Below are 22805 nucleotides of genomic sequence, written 5' to 3'. Positions count from 1 at the left end.
CGTGCGTGCCATTCAGATCACCGAGTTCGGCGGGCCCGAGGTGCTCCAGCAGGTGGAGCTGCCCGACCCGGTGCCGGGTGACGGTGAGGTGCTGATCAACGTTTCGCGGGCCGGGCTGAACTACGCGGACACGCACCAGGCGGAGAACTCCTACCTCGCCCGGATGACCCTGCCGCTGGTGCCCGGCGGTGAGGTCGTCGGCACCACTGTGGACGGCCGGCGCGTGGTAGCGCTGACCAAGAACTCCGGTGGCTACGCGGAGAAGGCCGTCGCGCCCGCGCTGACGACCTTCGACGTGCCGGACGGGGTGGACGACCTGACGGCGTTGTCGTTGATCGTGCAGGGGGCCACCGCCTGGTTGCTGCTGCGGAAGTCGACTCACATGGAGCCCGGTGAGTCGGTTGTCGTGCACGCGGCCGCCGGCGGTGTCGGCACGATTGCCGTGCAGCTGGCCAAGCTGTGGGGAGCCGGTCGGGTCATCGCGACGGCTTCTTCCGACGACAAGCGGAAGCTGGCGCTGGATCTCGGGGCGGATGTCGCGATCGACTCGCGTGCCGACGACATGACCGCGGCGTTGATCGAGGCCAACGACGGGCGCCGGGTTGATGTTGTGCTGGACATGACTGGGGGTGCTACCACTGATCAGTCGTTGGTGGCGTTGGCTCCGTTCGGTCGGCTTGCGTTTTATGGGATGGCCTCGCGGGAAAGGCCGAAGCCGGTCGACCTCGGAGCGTTGCTCGTGCACTCCACGACCGTTGCGGGTATGTGGCTGCCGCACGCCCTGAAGGTTCGGGACTCCGAGCACGGGACTCTTGCTCACCGGGCGATGGCCGAGCTGTTCCGGCTCGTCGTCGACGGCAAGCTCAAGGCGATCCCGGGCGGCGAGTACGGCATGGGCGAGATCCGCCAGGCCCACGAGGACCTGCGCTCCCGCAAAACCGCCGGCAAACTCCTGCTGAACCCGTCCCGCTAGCCGTTCCGGACGGAACGCGGGGGCCCCGCGTTCCCCGGAAGGAAACGCGGGGCCCCCGCGTTACTTCCAGCATGCGGAAAAGGGGCGGCTCGCGTTGTGCGGGCCGCCCCTTTCGCGTGCGTGGTTACTCGGAGAGTTCGGCGAGCTGGGCCTTCACCCTGGCCAGCTCGGCCTCCAGCTCCTCCATGCGGGTGCGGTGCTGGTCGCGCGCCGCCTCGAGCACCGTCTCGATGCCCTCCGCGATGTCGGCGTGCAGTTCCTTGGCCGCCTTGGCGACGGCGATGGCCGGGATGACCAGGCCCGACACGACTCGCTGCGTGCCGTGGACCAGGTCGGCCTGCCATTCGCCCTCGGCGGTGCCGGTCACCGTGAGCGTGAGCTCGACGGTGCGGGTCTTCTTCGCCGTGCTCTTGGGACGGCCGGCCTTGGGCTTCTCGGCCTTCGGGGCCTCGGCCTTGGCAGCCTCGACCGGCTTCGCGGCCTCGGGGGCCGGCGCCGGAGTCTCCTCCACGACGGTCTCCTCGACTGCCTGCACCTCGGTGAGCGTGTCCGACACGATCAGGTTTCCTCTCTGCGCAACGACGTGACCCCGCGCACAATCCTAGAACACGTGTTCGATCGAACGGCAATGGGGTCGACGCAGAGCCTAGTCAGTACGGCGGGAGCTGCACGCGCCACTGCCGTTCGACGTCCAGCACGCCGGGCACGGAGAGCAGGGACGGGATGGCTCTGACCTCCACGGTGCCGGTGACCACGCCCAGGGCCTCCAGGACCGTGTCGACGACGAGGCCGGCCTCCCGCAGGTAGTCGAGGACCTTCGGGAGGCTGCCCTCCTTCACGGAGACCATCACCTGGTCCACCGATGTCGTCATGGCGCCTGGACGAGCCCGCCGCCGACGTCGGTGGACGGCAGCTGCAGTCGCAGCGCGGACAGGGCGAGGCGTGCCCACAGCTCGAAGCCCCTGGCGCCGGTCTTCTCGGCGATCAGGACCGCCACACCGGCCGCGTGCGGGGTGGCCATGGACGTGCCGCGCAGGCGGGCGTACTTCTCCGGCAGCTTGAACGACGAGTAGACGTCCACGCCGGGGCCCGCCACGTCGACCTGGCCGATCCGGTCCGCCGAGCCGGACGAGAAGAACGCGATCGCGCGGTTCACGTCGATGGCGGCCACCGCGATGATGCTGGGGCAGCGGGCCGGGTGGCCCACCGGCGCGATCTTCGCCGGACGGGACGAGGCGTTGCCCGCCGCCGCGATGATCAGGGTGCCCTTGGCCATGGCGCGCTGGGCGACGGTCTCGTAGATCTGCGAGTACGGGGTGTTCACCGGGACGTCGGCGCCCAGCGACATCGAGATGACCGCGCAGCCGTTGCTGACCGCCCAGTCGATGCCCGCGAGGATGCCGCCGTCGGAGCCGGAGCCCGCGTTGGACAGGACCTTGCCCGCGTAGATCTCCGCCTCGTAGGCGATGCCGTAGCCGGGGGCCGTGGCGGGCTTGCGCGGGCCCGCGGACGTGCCGATGCAGTGCGTGCCGTGGCCGTGGCCGTCCTGGACGTCCTCGCCGGCGATGAACGACTTCGTGGTGATGGTGCGGCCCGCGAAGTCCGGGTGGTTCTGCTCGAAGCCGGTGTCCAGCACGGCGATCCGGACGCCCTTGCCGGTCGCCGTGCTGACGTCCGCGCCGACCGCCTGCAGGCCCCAGGTCAGCACGGACTCGTCGGCCTGCCCCACCGGATCCTCCGCCGGTGCGGCGTCGAACAGGTGCACGACGCGTTCCGGTTCGACGATCAGCACCGGTCCAGGGCGCTCGGCGGCGCCGTTCAGCTCGGCCAGCAGGTTCGGGTCCGCGGACACCACCGCGACACCGAGCTGGGGGAACACCTGCACGGTGTTCGGGTCCAGGTCACCGCTGTTCGGGTCGAACCCGGCGATCGCGCCGAGCTCGGCCACCCCCTCCTCGACGGCGTCCTGCTGCAACAGCACCAGGAACCGGCCGGTGGTCTCCACTTCCGCGGGTTCGGTCATGACGTTCTCGCCCCACTCTCCGTCTAGCTCTACTAGAGAAAGTCGTCAGTTCGGGGCACTTGTTTCAGGCCGTTTGCCTTCTTCGCTGAAAGAATTCCCCGATCGGCTCAACGTACTTGGCCGCGATCGGGCCCAGGATCGCCATCAGCAGCACGTACGCGGTCGCCAGGGCGGCCAGCTGGTCGTCCACCTGGCCGGACGCCACGGCGAGGCCCGCGATGACGATGGAGAACTCGCCACGCGCCACGAGGGCCACGCCCGCACGCATGCGGCCCATCTTGCCGATGCCCTGCCGTCTGGCCGCCCACCAGCCCGTGACGACCTTGGTCAGCGTGGTGACGGCGGCGAGCGCCACGGCGATTCCCAGAACGGGTGGAATCGAGCGGGGGTCGGTGTTGAGTCCGAACACGACGAAGAACATCGCCGCGAACAGGTCGCGCAACGGTTCCAGCAGGCGCGTCGCGTTCTCGGCGGTCGAGCCGGAGATCGCGATGCCGAGCAGGAACGCGCCGACCGCCGCCGACACCTGCAGCTGCGAGGCGAGACCCGCGACCAGCAAAGCGGAGCCGAGGAGCTTGAGCAGGAACACCTCGTGATCCGGACTGTCCACAATGGCCGAGATGAACCGGCCGTACTTCAACGCCACCACCAGGACCGCGGTGATCGCGAGCAGCGAGATGCCGACCGAGGTGAGCCCGCCGAGGAAGCTCACGCCCGACAGCACGGCCGTGAGCACCGGCAGGTACACGGCCATCGCCAGGTCCTCGAACACCAGCACGGACAGCACGACCGGCGTCTCGCGGTTGCCGAGGCGTCCCAGGTCGCCGAGCACCTTCGCGACGATGCCGGACGACGAGATGTAGGTGACGCCCGCCATCGCGAGCGCGGCCACCGGGCCCCAGCCCAGCAGCAGCGCGGCGATCGCGCCCGGCGCCGCGTTCAGCACCAGGTCGAGCACGCCCGCCATCCACGAGCGCTTCAGGCCCGTGGTGAGCTCCGACGCCGAGTACTCCAGCCCGAGCAGGAGGAGCAGCAGCACCACGCCGATCTCGCTGGCGATGTGCGTGAACTCCTGGATGCCGTGTAAAGGAACTAACCCTCCGACGCCGAAGGCGAGACCGCCGACGAGGTAGAGCGGGATCGGCGAGATGCCCATCCTCCAGGCGACGCGACCGAGCAGACCGAGGCCGAAGAACACCGCGCCGAGCTGGATCATGGCGATAGTCGTCTCGTGCACTGTGCTTAACCGCCGTGGAGGATCTCAGCGGCGGCGTCGAGGCCCTCCGCGGTACCGACGACGACCGCCAGGTCGCCGTTGTCGAAGAGGAAGTCGGGGCCGGGCGACGGATGCGCGTTGCCCGAGCGCACGACGGCCACGATGGACGCACCCGTCCTCGTGCGCAGAGCGGTCTCACCGAGCGTGCGGTTCGCGAACGCCGTCACCGGCAGCTGACGCGTGGTGATGCCGGTGATGTCGCGGTGCTCCTCGCGCAGGTGGGCGACCAGCTGCGGCGCGCCGAGCAGGCCCGCGAGCGTGTTCGCCTCTTCCGGTGAGAGGGGTATGGAGGCGGCGCAGGAGTCCGGATCGCTCGCTTTGGAGAGGATCAGCTCGAACCGGCCGTCCCGGTAGGTGATCACACCGATCCGGCGCCCGGCGCGGATCATGAAGTCCTGGCGCGTCCCGATTCCCGGCAAAGGCGTGATCTCGACGTTCACACCGATCATGATACGTGGATGTCTCTACGAGTACGCCCAGTGAGACGCGGGTGGGTGGTGCGCGAACGCGTCCCCGGTCCCGACGTCGACGAGTTCGCCGAGCCGGGCCAGGTGATCGGGGCGCTCGCCGGAGCACCGCACGGCACGCTGCTGGCCGTCCAGCACCCCCACCGCACGCCGGCGGCCCTGGCGGCGGGCACGGGCCTGCTCGACGCGCTGCCGCACGCCCGTGCCGAACTGGCCGCGCTGGTGCGGCGGGCGTACCGCGAGGTGACCGACGTCGTCGCGCCGTACCGGGTGGACGGACCGGACGGCACGGCGTGCGGGCTGCTGTGCCTCGTCGACCCGGACGCCATCGCGCACACCGAGGACGTCTACCCGGACGTCGTCGCCGAACGCGGCCAGGTGCTCGCCTCGCTCGGCATCGCCACGAGCGCCGCGATGCTCGTCCCGATCACGCCCCACGACGGGCTGACGTCGCTGGTGCTCGGGATGACCGGCGAACCCGCGGTGTCCCTTGTGGACTCCGGTGGGCGCAGGCACTGGGTGTGGCTGGTCGGGCCGGGGGAGCTGCAGGACGCGTTCCTGGAGGCGGCGGGCGCGCATCCGCTGCTCGTGGCGGACGGCAACCACCGGGTGGCGGCGGCGCGGTCGGCCGGGCTGTCCGGGTTGCTGGCGCTGGTGACGTCCGGGCCGGGGCTGAGGGTCGGGCCGATCCACCGGGCGATCGCGGGCACCGGGCTGGTCGCGTCCGACCTGGTGACGGCGTGGGAACGGGTCGGACTGGCGGTGTCGTCGTTGCCCTACGTCGTCGATCCGGAGCCCGGCGTGGTCGTGGTTCGGTGTCCCGACGAGGTGCTGCGCGTCGAACTGCCTGCGGGACAAGGGATCGACCACGCCGTGGTGGAGTCGTTGCTGCTGGACGCGGCACTCGGCCTGGATCCCGAAAGCCCTTCCGTGCGGCCGGTTGTGGACCCTTCGGTCGAGGCGGAGGCGGTGCTGCTCATCGCGCCGGTGCCGCTCGCGGAAGTGCTGGCCGGCACCAAGATGCCGCGCAAGAGCACGTATTTCACACCCAAGCCGCGCAGCGGGCTGCTGCTCGCGGACGTCCGCCCGTAGGGCCCTGCCGAGCGCCTCGGCGTGCTCCGGCCGGCGAGTCTCGTGGCGACGGCAGGGGCCGCCGAATCTGCGTTGGAGAGCCCTCCGGCACTGGCGGTCGCCGGCCTTCTGACGTTTCATGACGAAGGGACGCGGTTGTACTCGCTGCGGTGCGCGGCCTGCTGTCTCCCGACTCGTGAGGCGCACAGATGGAACCCGAACCTGGCCTGCTGCAGGTGCGCCGGCGGGGCGCGGTGGTGGCGCTCGCCGGTGAGGTCGACCTGACCACCAGCGACCTGCTGCGGTCCGAGCTGGCTCTGGCCTGCGCGTTCGGGGACGGCGAGGGGGATGTCGTGATCGACTTCACCGATCTGACGTTCATCGGGTCGAGTGGCCTGCACGTGCTGATCGAGGCCGCGACGAAGCTGGGGGAGCGGCGGCTGGTGCTGCTCGGCGGCGGGTGGGCGGTCTACGTCGTGAACCTGCTCGGTCTCACCCTGCGGTATCCCAACCTCGTGGTCGGCGAATGAGGCTTCCTCAAAACTGACTGACGCGTTAGTTTTCGCTTGCCGCGGGTTGCTGGGTGTCCCACCGAATGATGGGACGTTCATGCGCACACCTGTGCTCTTGGTGCTCGCTCTGGCCTTTCTGGGGCCACCCGCGGTGGCTTCCGCCGCTCCCGCACCCGCCGATCGGGTCATCACGCTGGTCACCGGCGACGAGGTGGTGCTCACCGGGTCCTCACGGGTCGCGGTGCGGCCCGGTCCCGGGCGGTCGGACGTGAGTTTCCTGCAACAGCAGGGGACCCCGGACATCACGGTCGTGCCGTCCGACGCGGCGCCGCTGCTGCGGGACAGGCGGTTGGACCCGAGGTTGTTCGACATCTCCGAGCTGGCACGGCAGGGGTACGCCGGTCGGCCGTTGCCGCTGATCGTGTCCGGCCTGCCGGGGGTGCGGACGTTGTCGTCGCTGAACGCGGCGGCCGTGCCGGCCTCGGCCGAGGTGTGGCGGGCGGCGGTGACCGGGGCGGCGCGGGTGTGGCTGGACGGGCGGGCCCGCGTCGTGCTGGACCAGAGCGCGCGTCAGATCGGGGCGCCCGCGGCGTGGGACGCGGGGATCACCGGCAAGGGCGTGACGATCGCGGACCTCGACGGCGGCTGGGATCCGGGCCACCCGGACCTCGGCGCGGTGGCCGAGACACGCGACTTCACCGCAACGGGGATCCGCGACGGCTACGGGCACGGCACGCACACGGCGTCGATCATCGCGGGCCGGGGCGCCAAGTACCGCGGTGTGGCGCCGGACGCGCGGTTGCTGGTGGGCAAGGTGTGCACGGACGACGGCAGCTGTCCCGAGTCGGCGATCATCGCCGGGATGGAGTGGGCGGCCGCGTCCGGTGCCACCGCGGTGAACCTGTCGCTGGGCGGCGCTGCCACCGACGGTACGGATCCGATGTCGTTGGCAGTCAACGCTTTGACGGCGCAGTACGGGACGTTGTTCGTCGTTGCGGCGGGCAACTCGGGCGTGCCGGGGTCTGTCGGTGCGCCAGGTGCGGCCGACGCGGCGTTGACGGTGGGGTCGGTGACCAAACAGGACTCGTTGAGCCCGTTCTCCTCTCGCGGGCCGCGTGTGGGGGACTACGCCGTGAAGCCGGACATCGCGGCACCGGGGTCGTCGATCGTGGCCGCGAGGGCTGCCGGAACGTCGATGGGCACGCCGGTGGACGCGCTGTACACGTCGGCCTCCGGGACTTCGACGGCGACGCCGCACGTGACGGGTGCGGCGGCGTTGCTGAAGCAGGCACATCCGTCCTGGCGTGCCGCGGAGTTGAAGTCCGCGTTGATGGCTTCCTCTCTTGAGCTGGGTCTCTCGGTGTACGAGCAGGGAGCCGGGCGGCTGGACGTGGCGCGTGCCCTGGGGCAGACCGTGACCTCCTCGCCCGCGTCGCTGTCGTTTCCGCACGTGGCTTGGCCGCACACCGGGACCTCGACGCGGACGGTCACCTACTCGAACGCCGGTGCCGCGCCGGTTTCGTTGGCGGTGAGGGCACCTGCGGGGCCGTTCTCGGTGAGCTCTTCGGTCGTGGAGGTGCCGGCCGGTGGCACGGCTTCCGTTGACGTGACGCTGACTCCTGGTGCTTCGGGCGGGGAGTTCGGTGGTTCGTTGGTCGCGTCTGGTCCGGGTGTTGTTGTTCGGACGCCGGTGGGCGCGGTGGTCGAGGACGAGAAGTACACGCTGTCGTTGGACGTCGTGGGGCGGGACGGTGCCGATCCGTGGTTCGCGAGCGTGCAGGTCATCGACGTGGCCACCGGTGTCTCGCACGGGTACTTCTTCACCGATGGCGCTCATGGGTCCGTGCGCGTGCCCAAGGGACGTTACGACGTGCACGCGATGGTGTTCGGGTACAAGCGGGACACGACCTTGATGTCGTTGCCTGAGGTCGTCGTCGGTGGCGACACCACGGTGCGGTTCGACGCGCGGTCGGCGTCTTCGTTGCTGCCCGGGGTGGACCGGCCGGGCGCGAAGGCGGGGATGTTCTTCCTGGCGTTGTACTCGGGCAACGCCACGAAGTCGACCGGCATCGGCCTGGTCTCATCAGTCGGTGGGGACACGTTCGCGGCTCCGACGCCCCGGGTTTCCGGACGTGTTTTCCGGTTCTGGTACCAGCCGGTGCTGGTGGCTTCCGATGCCGTGTACAACCTGGTGTTCGTGCGGGACGGGGCGATTCCGGATCCGGCCTCGCTGGTGGCGCACGATTCGTCGTTGGCACGGATACGTGCGACTTATCAATCGCAGGGTGGTGCACCCGCCGTGGGCGTTCGTGGCGGTTATGGCTACTACAAGGGGTGGGCGCCCAACGTGACTGTGTTGCTGGACATGCCCGTGCCCACCACGCGGACCGAGTTCTACGCGCCGGGACCGGACGTCGAGTGGGACAGCACGTTCGGGTTCCGCGGTGGCGGCTGGGGCGAGTACCAGCGTTCGCCCAAACGCGCATACTCGGCGCGCGCGTACACGGTGGTGTGGAACAGGTCTCCGCTCGGGCCGTCGCTGGGGTCCTATGCGGACGGTTGGGGTCTCTCGCGGACCGGTGATGTGCTGAACGCCTCGATCCCGTTGTTCTCCACCGCGGGCGACTGGGCGTACACCGAATCGTGGGGCTCCTACGCGAACGCCTCGACCACGTTGTCGTTGGACGGCAAGGAGACCGCCCGTTCGCCATATCCCGGCTGGATCGCCACTCCCGTGCCCGGCGCCGGCCGCTACACGCTCTCGACGGAGACGGACCGGCCCGCGCCCTACTCGGCGTTCGGCACGCACGCCTCGGCTTCGTGGACGTTCAACTCGCCCGGCACCACCGCCGAACGGACCGCGCTGCCGCTGCTGGCGGTCCGCGCGTCGGGCCGGACGGACAGCGAGGGGCTCGCCCCGTCCGGCCGCCTGTTCCCGCTCGAACTCAAGGTGGACAAGCAGAAGGGCGCCGTATACGGACGCGTGGGTGTGCCACGCGTCGAAGTTTCTTACGACGACGGCAAAACGTGGGAACGCGCTCTCGTGGTGGGCAACCACGCGCTGTTGTGTCACCCGCGCGGCAAGGCGTTCGTATCACTGCGTATGTCGGTGTCGGACTCTCTCGGCAACTCAGCAACGCACACGGTGCTACGGGCGTACGAGGTCGTACCGCGCTAGGGTCGGGCATATGGCGGTACGAGCAATCAGGGGAGCCACGCAGATCGACGCGGACTCGCGCGACCTGCTGCTGGAGGCCACGGCCGAGCTGGTGCGCGAGGTCCTGTCCCGCAACAGCCTGACCAGCGACGACCTGATCAGCGTCGTGCTCACCGCCACACCCGACCTGACGTCCGAGTTCCCCGCCTACGCCGCACGCCTGGCGGGGCTCTCGGACGTGCCGCTGCTGTCCGCGACCGAGATCGCGGTGCCGGGCTCGATGCCGCGCGTGATCAGGCTGCTGGCGCATGTGGAGACGGAGCTGCCGCGCGCGTCGGTCAAGCACGTCTACCTGCGCGGGGCGGCGGCGTTGCGGACCGACCTCAACCACTGACCCCGTGCTGATGGACGCGCCGGATTGAACCCGCGGGCACCAACGCGTTGAGGCCCGGTCGGTGGTGTTCGCGTGATGATCGCGGTGCGATTCTGGTGGAGAGGATGACGTGATCACCGGGCCACGTCAGCGAACCCTGCCGGGAAGGACGCGGTTGTGATCCGTCGCCTGCTGCTCGTCGCCGCCACAGTGTTCGGTGTCGTGGTCATGCCCGCCGGTCAGGCGCAGGCGATTCCAGCGTGCAAGAGCGGGTATGCGTGCCTGTACCAGTGGTGGGCGGACCGCGAGCACACGGTGTTCAACGGGTTCCGGTCGATCGACTGCCAGGGTGCTGTGGTCAGTTCGGGCCGCCTCTCCGGATTCCTGGAGTTCAACCAGGCGCGCTGCAGCGACGTCTGATCCGACGCACGACCGCGCCGACCCGCTCAAGACCAGGACTCACAAGGCCTGTTCCTCATGCGACGGTAGTGCGCCGGTCGTCAGGTAGCTGTCGATCGCGTCTGCGGCGCGCGGTGCGTTGTCCAACGCGCCGTGTCCGTCCACAGGTGCGATCAGCACGTGGGAGCCAGCGATCCGTGCGCCGAGGTCGGTTGCCCACGCCGTCGGGTTGATGGGGTCGTCGGCCGTTGCCGTGATGAGCACCGGCGAGGCGGGAACGAGGTGGCCGGGCAGTCGTTCGGCCAGGCTCGGGCCGTCGGGCCAGCCGGTGCACGACATCAGCGCGTCCCAGTGCAGTGAGACGCCGCCGGTGTGCGGCGCCGCCGCACGGACCTGCTGTGCGAGCGTGGCCAGCTGAGCGGGATCGCTCGGGTGGTCGGCGCAAGTCTGCGCGTGGCCGGCCGTGTAGTCGGGTTCGGTGTAGGTCAGGGCGACGTACGGCGCGAGTTCGCCGGCGTCGCCGTCGCGCGCCACGACGAGCGCGTGTGCGATGCCGGGCCAGGCGACCGGATAGCCGAGCAGGAACTGACCGACGGCGATGCGCACCTCGTCGCCGGTGAGGCCGGGCACGCCGCGCGCCACGACCTCGTCGAGCACGGCCGGAACGTCCTGACCGGCCAGCGGACACGCGGGCGTGGCGGCGCACCAGGCGGCGAACCGGTCGAACGCGGCTTCCTCGGCGTGCGCCGCGTCGAGCACCCGTCGCGCGGCCGGCAGGAACGGGTCGACGGCGGTGTCCAACGCGATCCGGCCGGTGCGCTCCGGGTGGCGAGCGGCGTACACGACGCCCAACTCGGCGCCGGTCGCCTGGCCGAGGAAGTCCAACCGCGGCGCGCCGAGCGCCACGCGCACGGCGTCGAGGTCGTCGGCCTGCTCGACGAGGCCGGTGCGGGCGATCAGCGGGCCGGTGGCGGCGCGGCAGTGGAGGTACACCGAGACTCCGTGCAGGGTGGTGTCCAGCGGCGTGGCCGGTACCGCGGGGTCGTGCGCGGGTATCGGGCAGCGCACCGGCGTGCTCGCGCCGAGCCCGCGCGGGTCGACCAGGACGATGTCGTGCGTGCGGTGCGTTTGCGGCAACCGGGCCAGGTAGTTGTCGCCGTGCCGCAGGAAGAAGTCGATCTGGCTGCCGCCGTAGCCGTCGATCTCCTGCGAGTCGGCGAACACGGGGCCCTGCGAGGTGCCCGTGGCGGGGATCCGCAGCAGCGCGAGCGTCACGCCACGGGTCGAGAGGGTGGCGCACTCCGCGTGGTACTTCGCGGCCTGCGGTTGCGGGCAGGGCGCCCAGCCGATGCCCGGTGCGGCGGACACCGGCGCGGGCACCGCGGCGAGCACCAGCGCGACGACGGCGATCTTCCAGCGCATGACACCTCCATAATGTTTGACGATCAAACATTACACTGGTGGCATGCCCGACCGCGAGGCGCTGACCACCGCACTCGGCGCCGCCATGGCCGACCTGCAGGCCGCCATCGACGCCGACGACCAGGCCCTGGCCGACCACCTCGGTGTGCACCGCACCGACCTGCGCTGCCTGGATCTGGTGTTCCGGCACGGCCCGCTGCCCTCCGGCAAGCTGGCGCGAATGCTCGGGTTGACCCCCGGTTCGGTGACCGCGCTGGTCGACCGGCTGATCAAGGCCGACTACGTGCACAGGAGACCGGATCCGACGCACGGCAGGCGGGTGCTGATCGTGCCGACCGAGCGCGCCGTCCGGACCGTCACCGAACTGCTGCGGGAGCGGCTGGCCGAGGCGCACGCGGAACTCGAGGACTACAGCGACGCGGAACTCGACGCCATCGTCCGGTTCCTGCGCTCGGCGACCGATCGGCACGAACGCGCCGCGGCCCGCCTGCGCGGCGAGTTCTGACCGGACGCCGTCGGCCGGGGATGCGTCCGACACGAGCGGTGCTACTCGGGTTGAAGGAAACTGCTTGCGTCCGGCAACCAGGCGGCCGTCGAAGGCGGTCTCGGTGACCCTCAGATCAGGGTTCACGCGCGTCGAACTGCAAAAAGGAACATTGGTCGCAGCTCGGTGCACTTGACCGCGAATGAAGTGCACTGGCGTTGGTTGCGGCTGATCGGCACCGCCCCGAAACCGCTGTCGGTGATTCTCGTGATCGCGCCGGCGGGGGAGCAGTCGGGTGACCGGAGGCTCGGGCGGACCGTGATGCCGCGGGTGCGAGCGGCGCCGACCGGATCGAACAGGTGAAGGCAGAAGAGGCAGGCGTCTCCGGTGAACGCGGAACGAGACGACGAGATTCTTCGACAGCATCTGACGCAAGTGTGACCGGCGGCCGGCGACAGCGGGCGATCATTCCCGCGCACTCGATTCACCTGATCCTGGTTCGGCGGCCCGGAGTTGGTCTGCGGCGCGTGGTCGGCCTCCACGTCACGGGCTCGCGATCAGGGGATGTAACGAATCACCCGGTCGAGCGAAATAGTGCACGTGATTTGGCCGATCAGCCGGACAAGGGGTGCCAGAAGGCCCAGGGCGCCGCAGTCCTCATCTGAACAGCGACTTTCCGTCAGGACGGGGAAGAACCGGTCCGGAAGCCGGAATGTCCGGTTTGCGAAAAGCGCTCGTGCCCAAAAAGGTTCGCCATGCTTTGCAATCGTTCGTGCATCACGTGCCGATCACGATCCGGCCCTCTGCAGCAGAGACGGCGTCAACATCTCGACCCGCCCGGGCGACCCGAGTTCCGGACGCGGTGAACAGATTCAGAACCGCTATCGCCGCACGAATTCCCCCGTGTCACACCCGCACGCCGCCCACTTTCTCCGTCGTGGACGGTAATTGGCCGGAAGCCAGGCACGACCGAGTTTTTTCTGCCGCCGACAGCCCCCGAGGACTCGAGCAATGGCCGCACAGACATCCGTCAGCCGTCAGGCACCACGTTCGCCGATCGGACGGGCGCTGCTGACCCTGCCGGCCGCGGTGGTGGTCATCGGGGGTGTCTGCCTCTGGGCAACCGCCCGGACACCTGCCGCTGACGACCCGTTCGTCGTTGCCTTCAGCGTCACTGCAGCTGTCCTGCTGTGCATCGCCGTCGCGGTCGTGGCATACACGGCACAGGCAGCCGCACAGCTCCGCGTGCAGGTCGCGCGGATGCACGCCGACGCCGCTCGGCTCAACGACGACACGCTGTCGGCCGTGGTGAAGCGACTGCGCGACGGGGAATCGGTGGAGACCGTGCTCGCCGAGGTGCCGCAACCGGCCGATGCCGTCCACCAGCGCATCGTGCGGACGCTGGCGCACGAGATCGGCCGCAGTGAACGCCGGCGCACGGCCGCGATGTCGGCGTGCGCCAACGCTGCCGGCCGGGTTCAGGCGCTGACCACCAGCATGCTCGCGGACCTGCGCGACATGGAGAACCGTTACGCCGAGGACGTCCTGGGCGATCTGCTGAAGCTCGACCACACAACCGCACAGGCGAGCCGCCTCGCGGACAGCATCGCGGTCCTCACCGGTGCGCGCTCCGGCAGGCGCTGGACGAAGCCGATCGTGATGGAGAGCGTTCTGCGGGGAGCGGTCAGCCGCATCAGTGCCTACCAACGGGTGCGGATGCACTCGAACAGCACCGTCGCCGTCGCCGGGTACGCCGCCGAAGGCGTCATCCACGCACTCGCCGAGCTGATGGACAACGCCACCAGCTTCTCCCCTCCCTCCGACGAGGTGCACGTGTACGTGGAGGAAGTGCACGCCGGCGTCGTGGTCACCATCGAGGACGGGGGCCTGGCGATGAGCGCCGCCGCGTTGCGCCGCGCCGAGGAGACCGTCTCCGCCGGACCGCTCAACCTCACGACGCTGTCGGGCACCCGGCTCGGGCTCGCGGTGGTCGGCTGCCTGGCCCACAAGCACGGCCTGACCGTCTCCTTCCGGCCGTCCTCGCGCGGGGGCACCGGCGTGGTGGTGCTGATCCCCCGCCAGTTGATCACAGAGCCGCGCAACGGCGGCACCGGTCCGGTGATGCCGGCAGCCGAGCGCACACCCGAGCCCGCGCCACCCCGGGCGAGCGGTTCCTCCGGGGGAGCGCACGCGGCGCCGGAACCCGGTGATCCACCGGTCCTGCCCAAACGCCACCGCGGGCAGACGGCGATGACAGGTCTCCTGCCCGCTCCTGCTCCCCAACCGGGACCGGCACGCCCGCGCAGCGACATCGGCGACCGGTTCAGCGCGTTCCGGCAGACCAGCAGGAGCCAGCACCCCAGCCGTCACCTCACCCGCTCCCCAGAAGAGGAATCCAGATGACCACCACCAACCCCGGCCTCGACTGGTTGCTGGAGAACCTGCTGGCCCGGACGTCCGGCGCCCGGCACGCACTGGTGCTGTCCAGGGACGGCCTCAAGCTCTGCCACACCTCCGCGCTGACCGTCGACCGCGCCGACCAGCTCGCCGTGATCGCCTCGGGCATCCAGAGCCTCTCCTACGGTGCGTCCGTCGAGTTCGGCGACGGCAACGGCGGGGTGCGACAGTCGATGATCGAGTTCCACGGCGGGCTGTTGTTCATCGTCGAGGCAGGAGAAGGCGCGCATCTCGCCGTGGTGGCATCCGAAGCCGCCGACGTGGGTCTGGTCGGGCACAACATGAACGAGCTGGTCGAGCAACTCGGTGACCACCTGATCGCAGCGCCGCGAGAACAGGAACCGAGCCACAGACCATGATCAGGCGCCCGTTCGACGACGAGACCCCGGACCGGCTTTACGCCGTCACCGGAGGGCGCAGCCGCGCCCACGAGACGGCGTTCGACCTGGTCACCTTGATCATCAGCGAAGGCGCGCCCAGCCCGGGCATGCAGTCCGAGCACATCCGGATTCTGCGCATGTGCCATCGGCCGATGGCCGTCGTGGAGATCTCCGCGGCCCTGGGCCTTCCCGTCAGCGTCGTCAAGATCCTGCTGTGCGACCTGCTCGACACCGGCCGGGTCTCCGCCCGCCATCCCTCCGTCCGCTCTCACGCCGGCCCCCGGTCCCCGGAAGGTCGCTCTTCCTCGGAGAACCACGCCGGCGCGCAGCGGCTGCCCAACGTCGACTTGCTGAAGAAGGTGCTCGTTGGACTCCAGAAGCTCTGACCCGGCCGACTGCCCTCCGCTGGCCGGCACCGCCGCGGACGCGGTCAAGATCGTGATCGTCGGCGGGTTCGGGGTGGGCAAGACGACGATGGTCCGTTCCGTCAGCGAGATCCGTCCGCTGAGCACCGAGGAGACCATGACGCAGGCCGGTGCCGGGATCGACGACGTCGGCGCCGTGCGGGGCAAGACCAGCACCACGGTCGCCTTCGACTTCGGCCGGATCAGCCTCAACGACCAGCTGGTGCTGTACCTGTTCGGCGCTCCGGGCCAGGCGCGGTTCTGGTTCCTGTGGGACGGCCTGTTCGCCGGAACACTGGGTGCGGTCGTCCTGGTGGACACCCGGCGCCTGGACGACTCCTGGTACGCCATCGACCGGCTCGAACACCACGGGATGCCGTTCATCGTCGCCCGCAACAACTTCGAGCCGCCGGTCCACAGCCTGGAGCAGGTGCGGGACGCGCTGTCGCTGTCCGACGAGGTGCCGCTGATCGACTGCGACGCCCGGCGGCGTGACTCGAGCAAGTCCGTGCTGATCGCCCTGGTCAACCACCTCTACGCCCTGTCCGCCGCCCAGGAGACCACGTCATGACCACCCCGCACCACTTCTCGCCGCCGCCGGCACACGCCGCCCCTCCCAGGCCCACCGTGCTGCACGGGCCGAAGTTCCAGCACAACCCGGGCCAGTTGTACCGCGACATGCGGCACCAGCACGGCCCGGTCGCCCCGGTCCTGCTCGACGGTGACGTCCCCGCCTGGCTCGTACTCGGCTACCGCGAGCTCCTCCACGTCACCGGCAGTCCCCAGCTCTACGCTCGCGACCCCCGTCGCTGGAACGCCTGGGACAGGATCCCGCCGGACTGGCCGCTGCTTCCCCTGTTCGCGTACCAGCCGTCCATGTTGTTCGCCGAGGGGCAGGAGCACCGGCGCCGGGCGGGCGCGGTGAGTGACGCGCTCTCCCAGATCGACCCGTTCGAGCTCCGCCGGGAATGCGAACGAATCGCGGACAGGCTGATCGACACCTTCGCCGGCACCGGTGAAGCCGACCTGGCGGCGCAGTACGCAGCCCCCATTCCGCTGCTGGCGGTGGCGAAGATGTGCGGCATGTCCGACGCCGGAGCGATGACCTTGGTGCGCGACATGGGGATCGCCTTCGACGGCGGTGCCGACGCCCTGGAAGCCTTCGCGCGGGTTCGTGCTGCCGTGGTGCAGCTGGTCGACAGCAGGCGGGTGCACCCCGGCCACGACATGACCTCACGTCTGCTGGGCCACGCGGCGGCTCTGACCGACGACGAGATCGTCAACGACATCGTCGTCGTGATGAACGCCGGTCAGCTGCCGACCTCGACCTGGATCGGCAACACCATCCGGCTGATGCTCACCGACGACCGTTTCGCCCTCGCACTCTCCGGTGGCCGCAACAGCATCGGCCAGGCGCTCAACGAGGTCCTCTGGGAAGACACACCCACCCAGAACATGGCAGGCCGGTTCGCCACGCAGGACACCTACCTCGGCGGCCAGCGCATCCGCGCGGGCGACCTGCTCATCCTCGGTCTCGCGGCAGCCAACGCGGACGCCGGCATCCGGCCGGACTCGTGTGCCGATTCCACGGGCAACCGGGCCCACATGTCCTTCAGCCACGGTGAACACCGCTGTGTCCACCCCGCACCCGAACTCGCCGAGATCATCGCCAGGACCGCCGTCGAGGTCCTCCTCGACCGGTTGCCCGACGTCACCCTGGCGGTGTCGCCCGATGCCCTGGTCTGGCGGCCGTCGGTCTGGATGCGAGGGCTGTCCGCCCTCCCCGTCCAGTTCACGCCGACGCCGGCACCGAACCCGGTGAGTGCGTAGTTGCGACAGCGGACCGGGGGGCGGTTCCGGTCCGCTGTCGCGGTGAGGGCTGTGTCCGAGCTTGCCCGTCAGCGGCCGCGCGCCGTGGTCGCCCGGGTGAACGCCGAGCCGAGCAAGCCACCCTGGGCGCGCCAGCAGGACAAGCACAACTGACCAGTCCGATCACGGACGGCAGGACCGGTGACGCCGCACAAGGCGTGCTCGGACACCGTGAGCGTGTCCGCGATCCAGAGATGAACCACGCTGCCGCCGGCGAAGGCCTGCGCGCGAATCATGACGGCCCCACTCGTTCATCCGAGTCCTGATGGGACGTCTCCTGCACGGTGATTACCTCGCTCTGTTGGTGGACAAGGAAAAGACGTGAGCAAGAGACAAGGCTCTCCGGAAACCCCCGCGGAGGAACCGGGACATGTACCTGAGCACATACGGGGATGTGGCTGGGCTTGACCGGAAACGACACTGAACGGATGAGAGACCTTCGAGGCCGGGCATGAAACCGTCGCACCGACGGGGCAACCTGCCCGCCGAGGCCACGAGTTTCGTGGACCGCCGAAAGGAGATCTCCACGGCCAGGCAGGCGCTGTCCACCACCCGGTTGCTGACGCTGACAGGTGTCGGCGGTGTGGGCAAGACCCGGCTGGCGGTGCGGGTCGCGGCGGGACTGCAGCGGGCCTTCACCGACGGGGTGTGGCTGGTCCAGCTGGCCGCGCTGCAGGACCACACGCTGCTGGACCAGACGGTCGCGGACACCATCGGGCTGCGTGACCGGTCGGCGCGGCCGCCTCGAGAAGCCGTGGCGGACCATCTGCACGACAAGCAACTGCTGCTCGTGCTCGACAACTGCGAGCACCTGGCGGACCGTTGCGCGGAGCTGTCGGTCGATCTGCTCGTGGCAGCACCAGGTCTGCGGATTCTGGCCACCAGCCGGCACGCTCTGGGCATCTCGGCCGAACACGTCCTGACCGTCCCGCCACTGCCGCTGCCCGATCCCGAAAGCCCGCTCCAGCCCGGGAAACTCGTCAGCAACGAGGCGATCCGGCTGTTCGCGGAGCGCGCGGCACCCGTGCGGCCCGGTTTCACCGTGGATGCCCGCAACCACGCGACGCTGGCACGGATCTGCCACCGGCTGGACGGGTTGCCGCTCGCGATCGAGCTGGCTGCCACGTGGCTGCGGGTGCTCTCGCCGGAGCAGGTCCTGCGCCGGCTGGACAACCGTTTCCAGTTCCTGCGCGGAGGCGGCCGAGCGGTGCTGCCTCGCCACCAGACGCTGCGGGCGGTGGTCGACTGGAGCCATGAACTGTGCTCGCCACCAGAGCAGATCCTGTGGGCTCGGGTGTCGGTGTTCGCCGGCAGCTTCGACCTGGACGCCGCCGAGGCGGTGTGCGCCGGGGACGGCATCGACGTCCACCAGGTGCTGGACCTGGTGGCCGGGCTGGTGGACAAGTCGATCCTGATCCGCGAAGACCGGGAGCACAGCCCACAGGCCCGCTACCGGCTGCTGGACACCATTCGGCACTACGGACTCCAGCGCCTGCGCACGACCGAGGACGAAATGGCGTTGCGCCGCCGGCATCGCGACCACTACCTGAAGCTGGCCGAACGCGCCGAGGCCCGCTGGTTCGGTCCCGACCAACTGGAGATCGCCACCCGCATCCGGTCCGAACACGCCAACCTCCGCCTCGCGCTGGAGTTCTGTCTCAGCACTCCCGGCGAGTCCCGAACCGGGCTTCGGCTGGCCGGAGTCCTGCACTTCTACTGGCTCAGCTGCGGCCTTTCGGCCGAGGGACGCCACTGGCTGGACCGCGCGCTGAGCCTGGACACCGAGCCGACCGCGGAACGGGCCGCCGCCCTGGCGGTCAACGCCCACCTCGCTGTCACGCAAGGCGACATCGCGGGCATGGCGAGCATGGCGCGGCAATCCCGGGACCTGGCCGAGCAGCTGGGTGACGAGGCCACATCGGCCTACGCCACCGCCAACCTCGCAGCGGCGGCCTGGCAGCAGGGCGACCCGGAGCGAGCCCGGGCGTTGTTCGAGGACGCACTGGCACGGTTCGAGGCCACCGGCGAACTGACCACCACGTTGATCATCGCCTGCAACACGTCCACCATGGCCCTCCACTCCGACGACCTCGCCCGCGCCACCGAGCTGTGCCGGCGAAGCCTGGAACTCTGCGAGCGGCACGGCGAGAAGTGGGCCAGGGCCTACGCGCTCCACGTGCTCGCCAACATCGAATGGCAGCACGGCGAACTGGCGCGGGCGAGCACTCATGCCAAGGACAGCTTGCGGTTCTCGCACGCCTTCAACGACACCATCGGCACGGCGGTGACGGTCGAACTGCTGGCGTGGGTGGCGGGCGTGGTGCGCGAGACCGACCGGGCCGCGGTGCTGCTCGGCGCGGCGCACCGGCTCTGGGCGCTGGTGGGCGGTGAGTCGCTCCTGCAGACCTCGCCGCACTGGAACGTCCCGCACCAGGCGTGTGAGCAGCGGGCCCGCCAGGCTCTCGGTGACCGCGCCTTCCAGGCCGCGTTCGACCGCGGCGCCGGCTTCGACCTGGATCACGCCGTCGCCTGCGCGCTCGGAGAGGAGGAGCCGATCCCCGCCACGCCTGCCGACGCCGCGACGACAGACGCGGACACGCAGCTGACCCGCCGCGAGCGGCAGGTCGCCGAGCTCGTCGCGCAGGGACTGACCAACAAGGAGATCGCCGCGCGGCTGGTGATCGCACAGCGCACCGCTGAAGGCCACGTGGCACGCATCCTGACCAAGCTCGGCTTCTTCACACGTACCCAGCTCAGCGCCTGGGTCCACCAGCAGGAGAACCAGCGAAATCCGTGACCGTGCGGACAACTTCGAGCGTTAGGCGCAGGCAGCGTGGAACGGTCCGGCCAGATCGGAGCAGCTCCGGACTCGTCCGGCGTGAGTGCCGGGGCGCGACGGAGCGCGGGCAATCTGCCGGCGGAGCTGACGAGCTTCGTCGGCAGGCGGCGTGACCTGGGAAAGGTCAGGCGCCTGCTGTCCGCTGCCCGGCTGGTGACGCTGACCGGCACCGGAGGCATCGGCAAGACCCGGCTGGCACTCCGGGCGGCCGCCGAGATGCTCAGAGCGTTCCCGGACGGCGTGTGGCTGGTCCAGCTCGCCGATCTGCGAGATCCGCACTTGCTGGCGAACAGCGTGGCGATCACCCTCGGCCTGCGTGGTGCCGCCGCGACGAACACGGCGGGGCTCGCCGGACACCTCCAGGACAAGCAGCTGCTGCTCGTCCTGGACAACTGCGAGCACATGGCGGACGAGTGCGCGACGCTCGTCGGGAAGTTGCTCGCGGCCTGCGAGGGTGTCCGGATACTCGCCACCAGCAGGCACGTGCTGCACGTGGAAGGCGAGCACGTCGTGCAGGTCCAGCCGTTGGCCGTGCCGCCGGCCGGGAAGGAGAGCGCGGGCCCGTCCGATGCCGTGACGCTGTTCGTCGAACGTGCCGCCGCCGTTCTGCCCGGCTTCGAGCTCACCCCCGGCAACCGGACGACGGTGATCGGGATCTGCGAGCGGCTGGAGGGCATCCCGCTCGCGATCGAACTGGCCGCTGTCCGCATGCGCGCACTGTCGGCTGATCAACTCCTGCAGCGGCTCGACCACCGCCTCAGCGTGCTCGCGGCACGGCCGCACGCAACGCGGATGCGCCAGCGAACCCTCGAAGCGGCGATCGACTGGAGCTTCGAGCTGTGTTCTCCCGCGGAACAACGGCTGTGGGCGCGCCTGTCGGTCTTTCCCGGCGGGTTCGACCTGGAAGCCGCCGAACAGGTCTGCGCGGCCGACGCGGCCGACCGGCGCCGCGTGCTCGGCCTCGTGACAGGGCTGGTGGACAAGTCCGTTCTCAGCCGCCAGGACGGCACGTCCGGACGGCAGGCCTGGTACCGGATGCTGGAGACCGTCCGCGAATACGCCGGCGCCAAGCTGTCCCAGCACGGCGACGAGCCTGACGTGCGGGCTCGGCAGGTCGAGCACTACGTGAACCTCACCCGGACGTTCGCGACCGAGGTGTTCGGCCGCGGGCAGCTGGAGTGGCTGGCCCGGATGGGACGTGAGCACGCCAACCTCCGGGCGGTGCTGGAGCACTGCCTGTCGCGGCCGGAGCGGGCGAGCCAGGCTCTGGACATCGCGTCGACCCTGTGGCGCTACTGGTACGGCAGCGGCCATGAGCTGGAGGGCCACCGCTATCTCCGCCGCGGGCTGAAGCTCTACCGCGACCGCACAACCGTGCGCGCACAGGCGTTGTACGCCGCGTCGTTCTTCGCGATCCTGAGCAGCGCGGCCGATGTGCGGCACATGCTGGCCGAGCTCGCTGTCCTCGCCGAGGAGCTCGACGACGAACGGTTGCGCGCGGGGCACGCGGAATGCTCCGGCATGGCGAGGAACCTCGACGGCGACCTGACCGGCGGCGCCGACCTCCTGGAGCGGGCATTGGCCGGGTTCCGCTGGACCGGCGACGAGCATCACGTGTTCGACACGTTGATCCTGCTCGCCAACGTGCGCTTCTTCCTCGCGGACCCGCGAGGCGCGGCCGCAGCGGACGAGGCCCTCGCCATGGCCGGGCAGCGCCAGGCGCACTGGTCCCGTTGCTGGGCGCTGTGGGCGGTCGCCACCCACCGCTGGCGAACGGGTGAGCATCAGCAGGCCGCCGGCCTGTTGCGCGAGGCCATCGCACTCCGCCTGGCCGACCGCACGCTGCTCGGTTTTCTGATCGAGGCGCTCGCGTGGTGCAGCTCCTCCGCCGCCGAACACGACCGCGCCGCCCGGCTGCTGGGCTGTGCCCACGCGGTCTGGCGGCTCACCGGCGCACGGATCGACCAGATGAGCCCTTACCGCGATCTCGACGAACAGTGCGCCGCCCACGCCCGTTCGGCGCTCGGGGCCGAAACGTACGACGCGGCCTTCGCGGATGCGGCAGGCTTCGACCTGGACGAGGTGATCCGGTACGCGCTGCGGGAGAAGCCTCCGAGGTCGGCCAAACCGGGACACGGGGGCGAGCCGAGCGGGCTGACCAAGCGCGAGCAGGAGATCGCCGAGCTGGTCGCGCGCGGGATGAGCAACAGGGACATCGCCACCGCCCTCGTCATCGGCAGACGAACCGTGGAATCCCACATCGAGAACATCCTGGCGAAGCTCGGCTTCACCTCCCGCACCCAGGTCACCTCGTGGCTGTCGGGCCGTCCGCCCCGATCTCCGTAGCCGCGCGGGTGTGTCGCCCGTGGAACCGCTGCCGGACATGACGACCGACCAGTGGCGGGTCCGTTGGGGTACGAACCTGATCGCTTTACCGGAGGCTTTGGTTAGCCAAACATTACTTTGAGTGACAGTGGTACGCGCGTACATCAGTGTCCGTTACGTCAACAGAGCACAAAGACCCGTCCTTGACCTCGCTCATAAATGCAGGTCAGACGCGATAGGTCACGTGATCGCCACGGTGCGTATCAATTGGCTATGAGAGGTGTCAACTTGGTCACGGACCTCGAAATGGCTACCCGCAGTGATAACACGCGCGTCCCTTGCGTCGAATCCTCAACCAGTCGACCTGGACCAGA

Annotated in this window: 20 protein-coding genes; 14 read left to right on the top strand and 6 right to left on the bottom strand. The window is 69.9% G+C overall.

Going from position 1 to position 22805, the window contains the following annotated elements:
* Window position 1: 1 nt before the first annotated feature.
* Window positions 2-973, top strand: coding sequence for an NADPH:quinone oxidoreductase family protein (locus tag ABZV40_RS13725; protein WP_355439804.1), 972 nt, complete (start codon window positions 2-4; stop codon window positions 971-973).
* A gap of 124 nt (window positions 974-1097) precedes the next feature.
* Here ABZV40_RS13725 and ABZV40_RS13720 read toward each other — a convergent pair whose 3' ends face one another.
* From ABZV40_RS13720 to ABZV40_RS13700, 5 genes are all read right to left on the bottom strand, one after another.
* Complete coding sequence (locus tag ABZV40_RS13720) at window positions 1098-1529, bottom strand: DUF6319 family protein (protein ID WP_355439801.1); 432 nt, start codon at window positions 1527-1529, stop codon at window positions 1098-1100.
* A 94-nt stretch (window positions 1530-1623) separates the two neighbouring features.
* Window positions 1624-1845, bottom strand: a complete 222-nt coding sequence (locus tag ABZV40_RS13715; RefSeq protein WP_355439798.1) for a hypothetical protein — start codon at window positions 1843-1845, stop codon at window positions 1624-1626.
* Entirely contained in the window at window positions 1842-2996 is a 1155-nt protein-coding gene (locus ABZV40_RS13710; RefSeq protein ID WP_355439796.1) for a S8 family serine peptidase, read from the bottom strand. Before ABZV40_RS13710 ends, ABZV40_RS13715 begins: the two co-directional genes overlap by 4 nt.
* A gap of 64 nt (window positions 2997-3060) precedes the next feature.
* Window positions 3061-4233, bottom strand: a complete 1173-nt coding sequence (locus ABZV40_RS13705) for a cation:proton antiporter (RefSeq protein ID WP_355439793.1) — start codon at window positions 4231-4233, stop codon at window positions 3061-3063.
* Window positions 4234-4238: 5 nt separating this feature from the next.
* The gene (locus ABZV40_RS13700; protein ID WP_355439790.1) at window positions 4239-4712 is read right to left on the bottom strand and encodes a TrkA C-terminal domain-containing protein; all 474 of its coding nucleotides are present in this window, start codon (window positions 4710-4712) and stop codon (window positions 4239-4241) included.
* Window positions 4713-4730: 18 nt separating this feature from the next.
* On the opposite strand from ABZV40_RS13700, the gene ABZV40_RS13695 reads away from it, so the two are divergent.
* From ABZV40_RS13695 to ABZV40_RS13675, 5 genes are all read left to right on the top strand, one after another.
* The gene (locus ABZV40_RS13695) at window positions 4731-5831 is read left to right on the top strand and encodes a DUF1015 family protein (RefSeq protein WP_355439787.1); all 1101 of its coding nucleotides are present in this window, start codon (window positions 4731-4733) and stop codon (window positions 5829-5831) included.
* Between the two features lie 188 nt (window positions 5832-6019).
* Window positions 6020-6340, top strand: coding sequence for an STAS domain-containing protein (locus tag ABZV40_RS13690; RefSeq protein ID WP_355439785.1), 321 nt, complete (start codon window positions 6020-6022; stop codon window positions 6338-6340).
* 79 nt (window positions 6341-6419) lie between these two features.
* The gene (locus ABZV40_RS13685; protein ID WP_355439782.1) at window positions 6420-9500 is read left to right on the top strand and encodes a S8 family serine peptidase; all 3081 of its coding nucleotides are present in this window, start codon (window positions 6420-6422) and stop codon (window positions 9498-9500) included.
* Window positions 9501-9510: 10 nt separating this feature from the next.
* Window positions 9511-9873 carry a chorismate mutase gene (gene aroH / locus ABZV40_RS13680; RefSeq protein WP_355439780.1) on the top strand — a complete coding sequence of 121 codons (363 nt, stop codon included), beginning with the start codon at window positions 9511-9513 and terminating at the stop codon, window positions 9871-9873.
* Between the two features lie 156 nt (window positions 9874-10029).
* Window positions 10030-10272: a hypothetical protein gene (locus tag ABZV40_RS13675; RefSeq protein ID WP_355439777.1), complete on the top strand. Its 243-nt coding sequence runs from the start codon at window positions 10030-10032 to the stop codon at window positions 10270-10272.
* A gap of 39 nt (window positions 10273-10311) precedes the next feature.
* On the opposite strand, the gene ABZV40_RS13670 is transcribed toward ABZV40_RS13675, so the two are convergent.
* The gene (locus tag ABZV40_RS13670) at window positions 10312-11673 is read right to left on the bottom strand and encodes an alpha/beta fold hydrolase (protein WP_355439774.1); all 1362 of its coding nucleotides are present in this window, start codon (window positions 11671-11673) and stop codon (window positions 10312-10314) included.
* Window positions 11674-11716: 43 nt separating this feature from the next.
* Between ABZV40_RS13670 and ABZV40_RS13665 the strand changes: the two genes are divergently transcribed.
* The 8 genes from ABZV40_RS13665 (at window position 11717) to ABZV40_RS13630 (ending at window position 22452) form a co-directional block, all read left to right on the top strand.
* Window positions 11717-12178 carry a MarR family transcriptional regulator gene (locus tag ABZV40_RS13665; protein WP_355439771.1) on the top strand — a complete coding sequence of 154 codons (462 nt, stop codon included), beginning with the start codon at window positions 11717-11719 and terminating at the stop codon, window positions 12176-12178.
* A 990-nt stretch (window positions 12179-13168) separates the two neighbouring features.
* Window positions 13169-14560 (top strand): ATP-binding protein, encoded by a 1392-nt coding sequence (locus ABZV40_RS13660; RefSeq protein ID WP_355439769.1) that lies wholly within the window; start codon window positions 13169-13171, stop codon window positions 14558-14560.
* On the top strand, window positions 14557-14973 hold the full coding sequence (locus tag ABZV40_RS13655; RefSeq protein ID WP_355439766.1) for a roadblock/LC7 domain-containing protein: 417 nt from the start codon (window positions 14557-14559) through the stop codon (window positions 14971-14973). Before ABZV40_RS13660 ends, ABZV40_RS13655 begins: the two co-directional genes overlap by 4 nt.
* The gene (locus ABZV40_RS13650; RefSeq protein WP_355439763.1) at window positions 14970-15380 is read left to right on the top strand and encodes a DUF742 domain-containing protein; all 411 of its coding nucleotides are present in this window, start codon (window positions 14970-14972) and stop codon (window positions 15378-15380) included. The genes ABZV40_RS13655 and ABZV40_RS13650 overlap by 4 nt, the downstream gene beginning before the upstream one ends.
* A gap of 52 nt (window positions 15381-15432) precedes the next feature.
* Window positions 15433-15969 (top strand): ATP/GTP-binding protein, encoded by a 537-nt coding sequence (locus tag ABZV40_RS13645; RefSeq protein WP_355440144.1) that lies wholly within the window; start codon window positions 15433-15435, stop codon window positions 15967-15969.
* A 107-nt stretch (window positions 15970-16076) separates the two neighbouring features.
* Entirely contained in the window at window positions 16077-17228 is a 1152-nt protein-coding gene (locus tag ABZV40_RS13640) for a cytochrome P450 (RefSeq protein ID WP_355440141.1), read from the top strand.
* Between the two features lie 490 nt (window positions 17229-17718).
* Window positions 17719-20064, top strand: coding sequence for a LuxR C-terminal-related transcriptional regulator (locus ABZV40_RS13635; protein ID WP_355439760.1), 2346 nt, complete (start codon window positions 17719-17721; stop codon window positions 20062-20064).
* Between the two features lie 81 nt (window positions 20065-20145).
* Window positions 20146-22452: a LuxR C-terminal-related transcriptional regulator gene (locus tag ABZV40_RS13630; RefSeq protein WP_355440138.1), complete on the top strand. Its 2307-nt coding sequence runs from the start codon at window positions 20146-20148 to the stop codon at window positions 22450-22452.
* Window positions 22453-22805 lie beyond the last annotated feature (353 nt).

Origin of the sequence: Lentzea sp. NPDC004782 (assembly GCF_040609115.1) — a bacterium.
Classification (GTDB): Bacteria; Actinomycetota; Actinomycetes; order Mycobacteriales; family Pseudonocardiaceae; genus Lentzea.
This window is presented reverse-complemented; position numbering and strand designations above follow the sequence as displayed.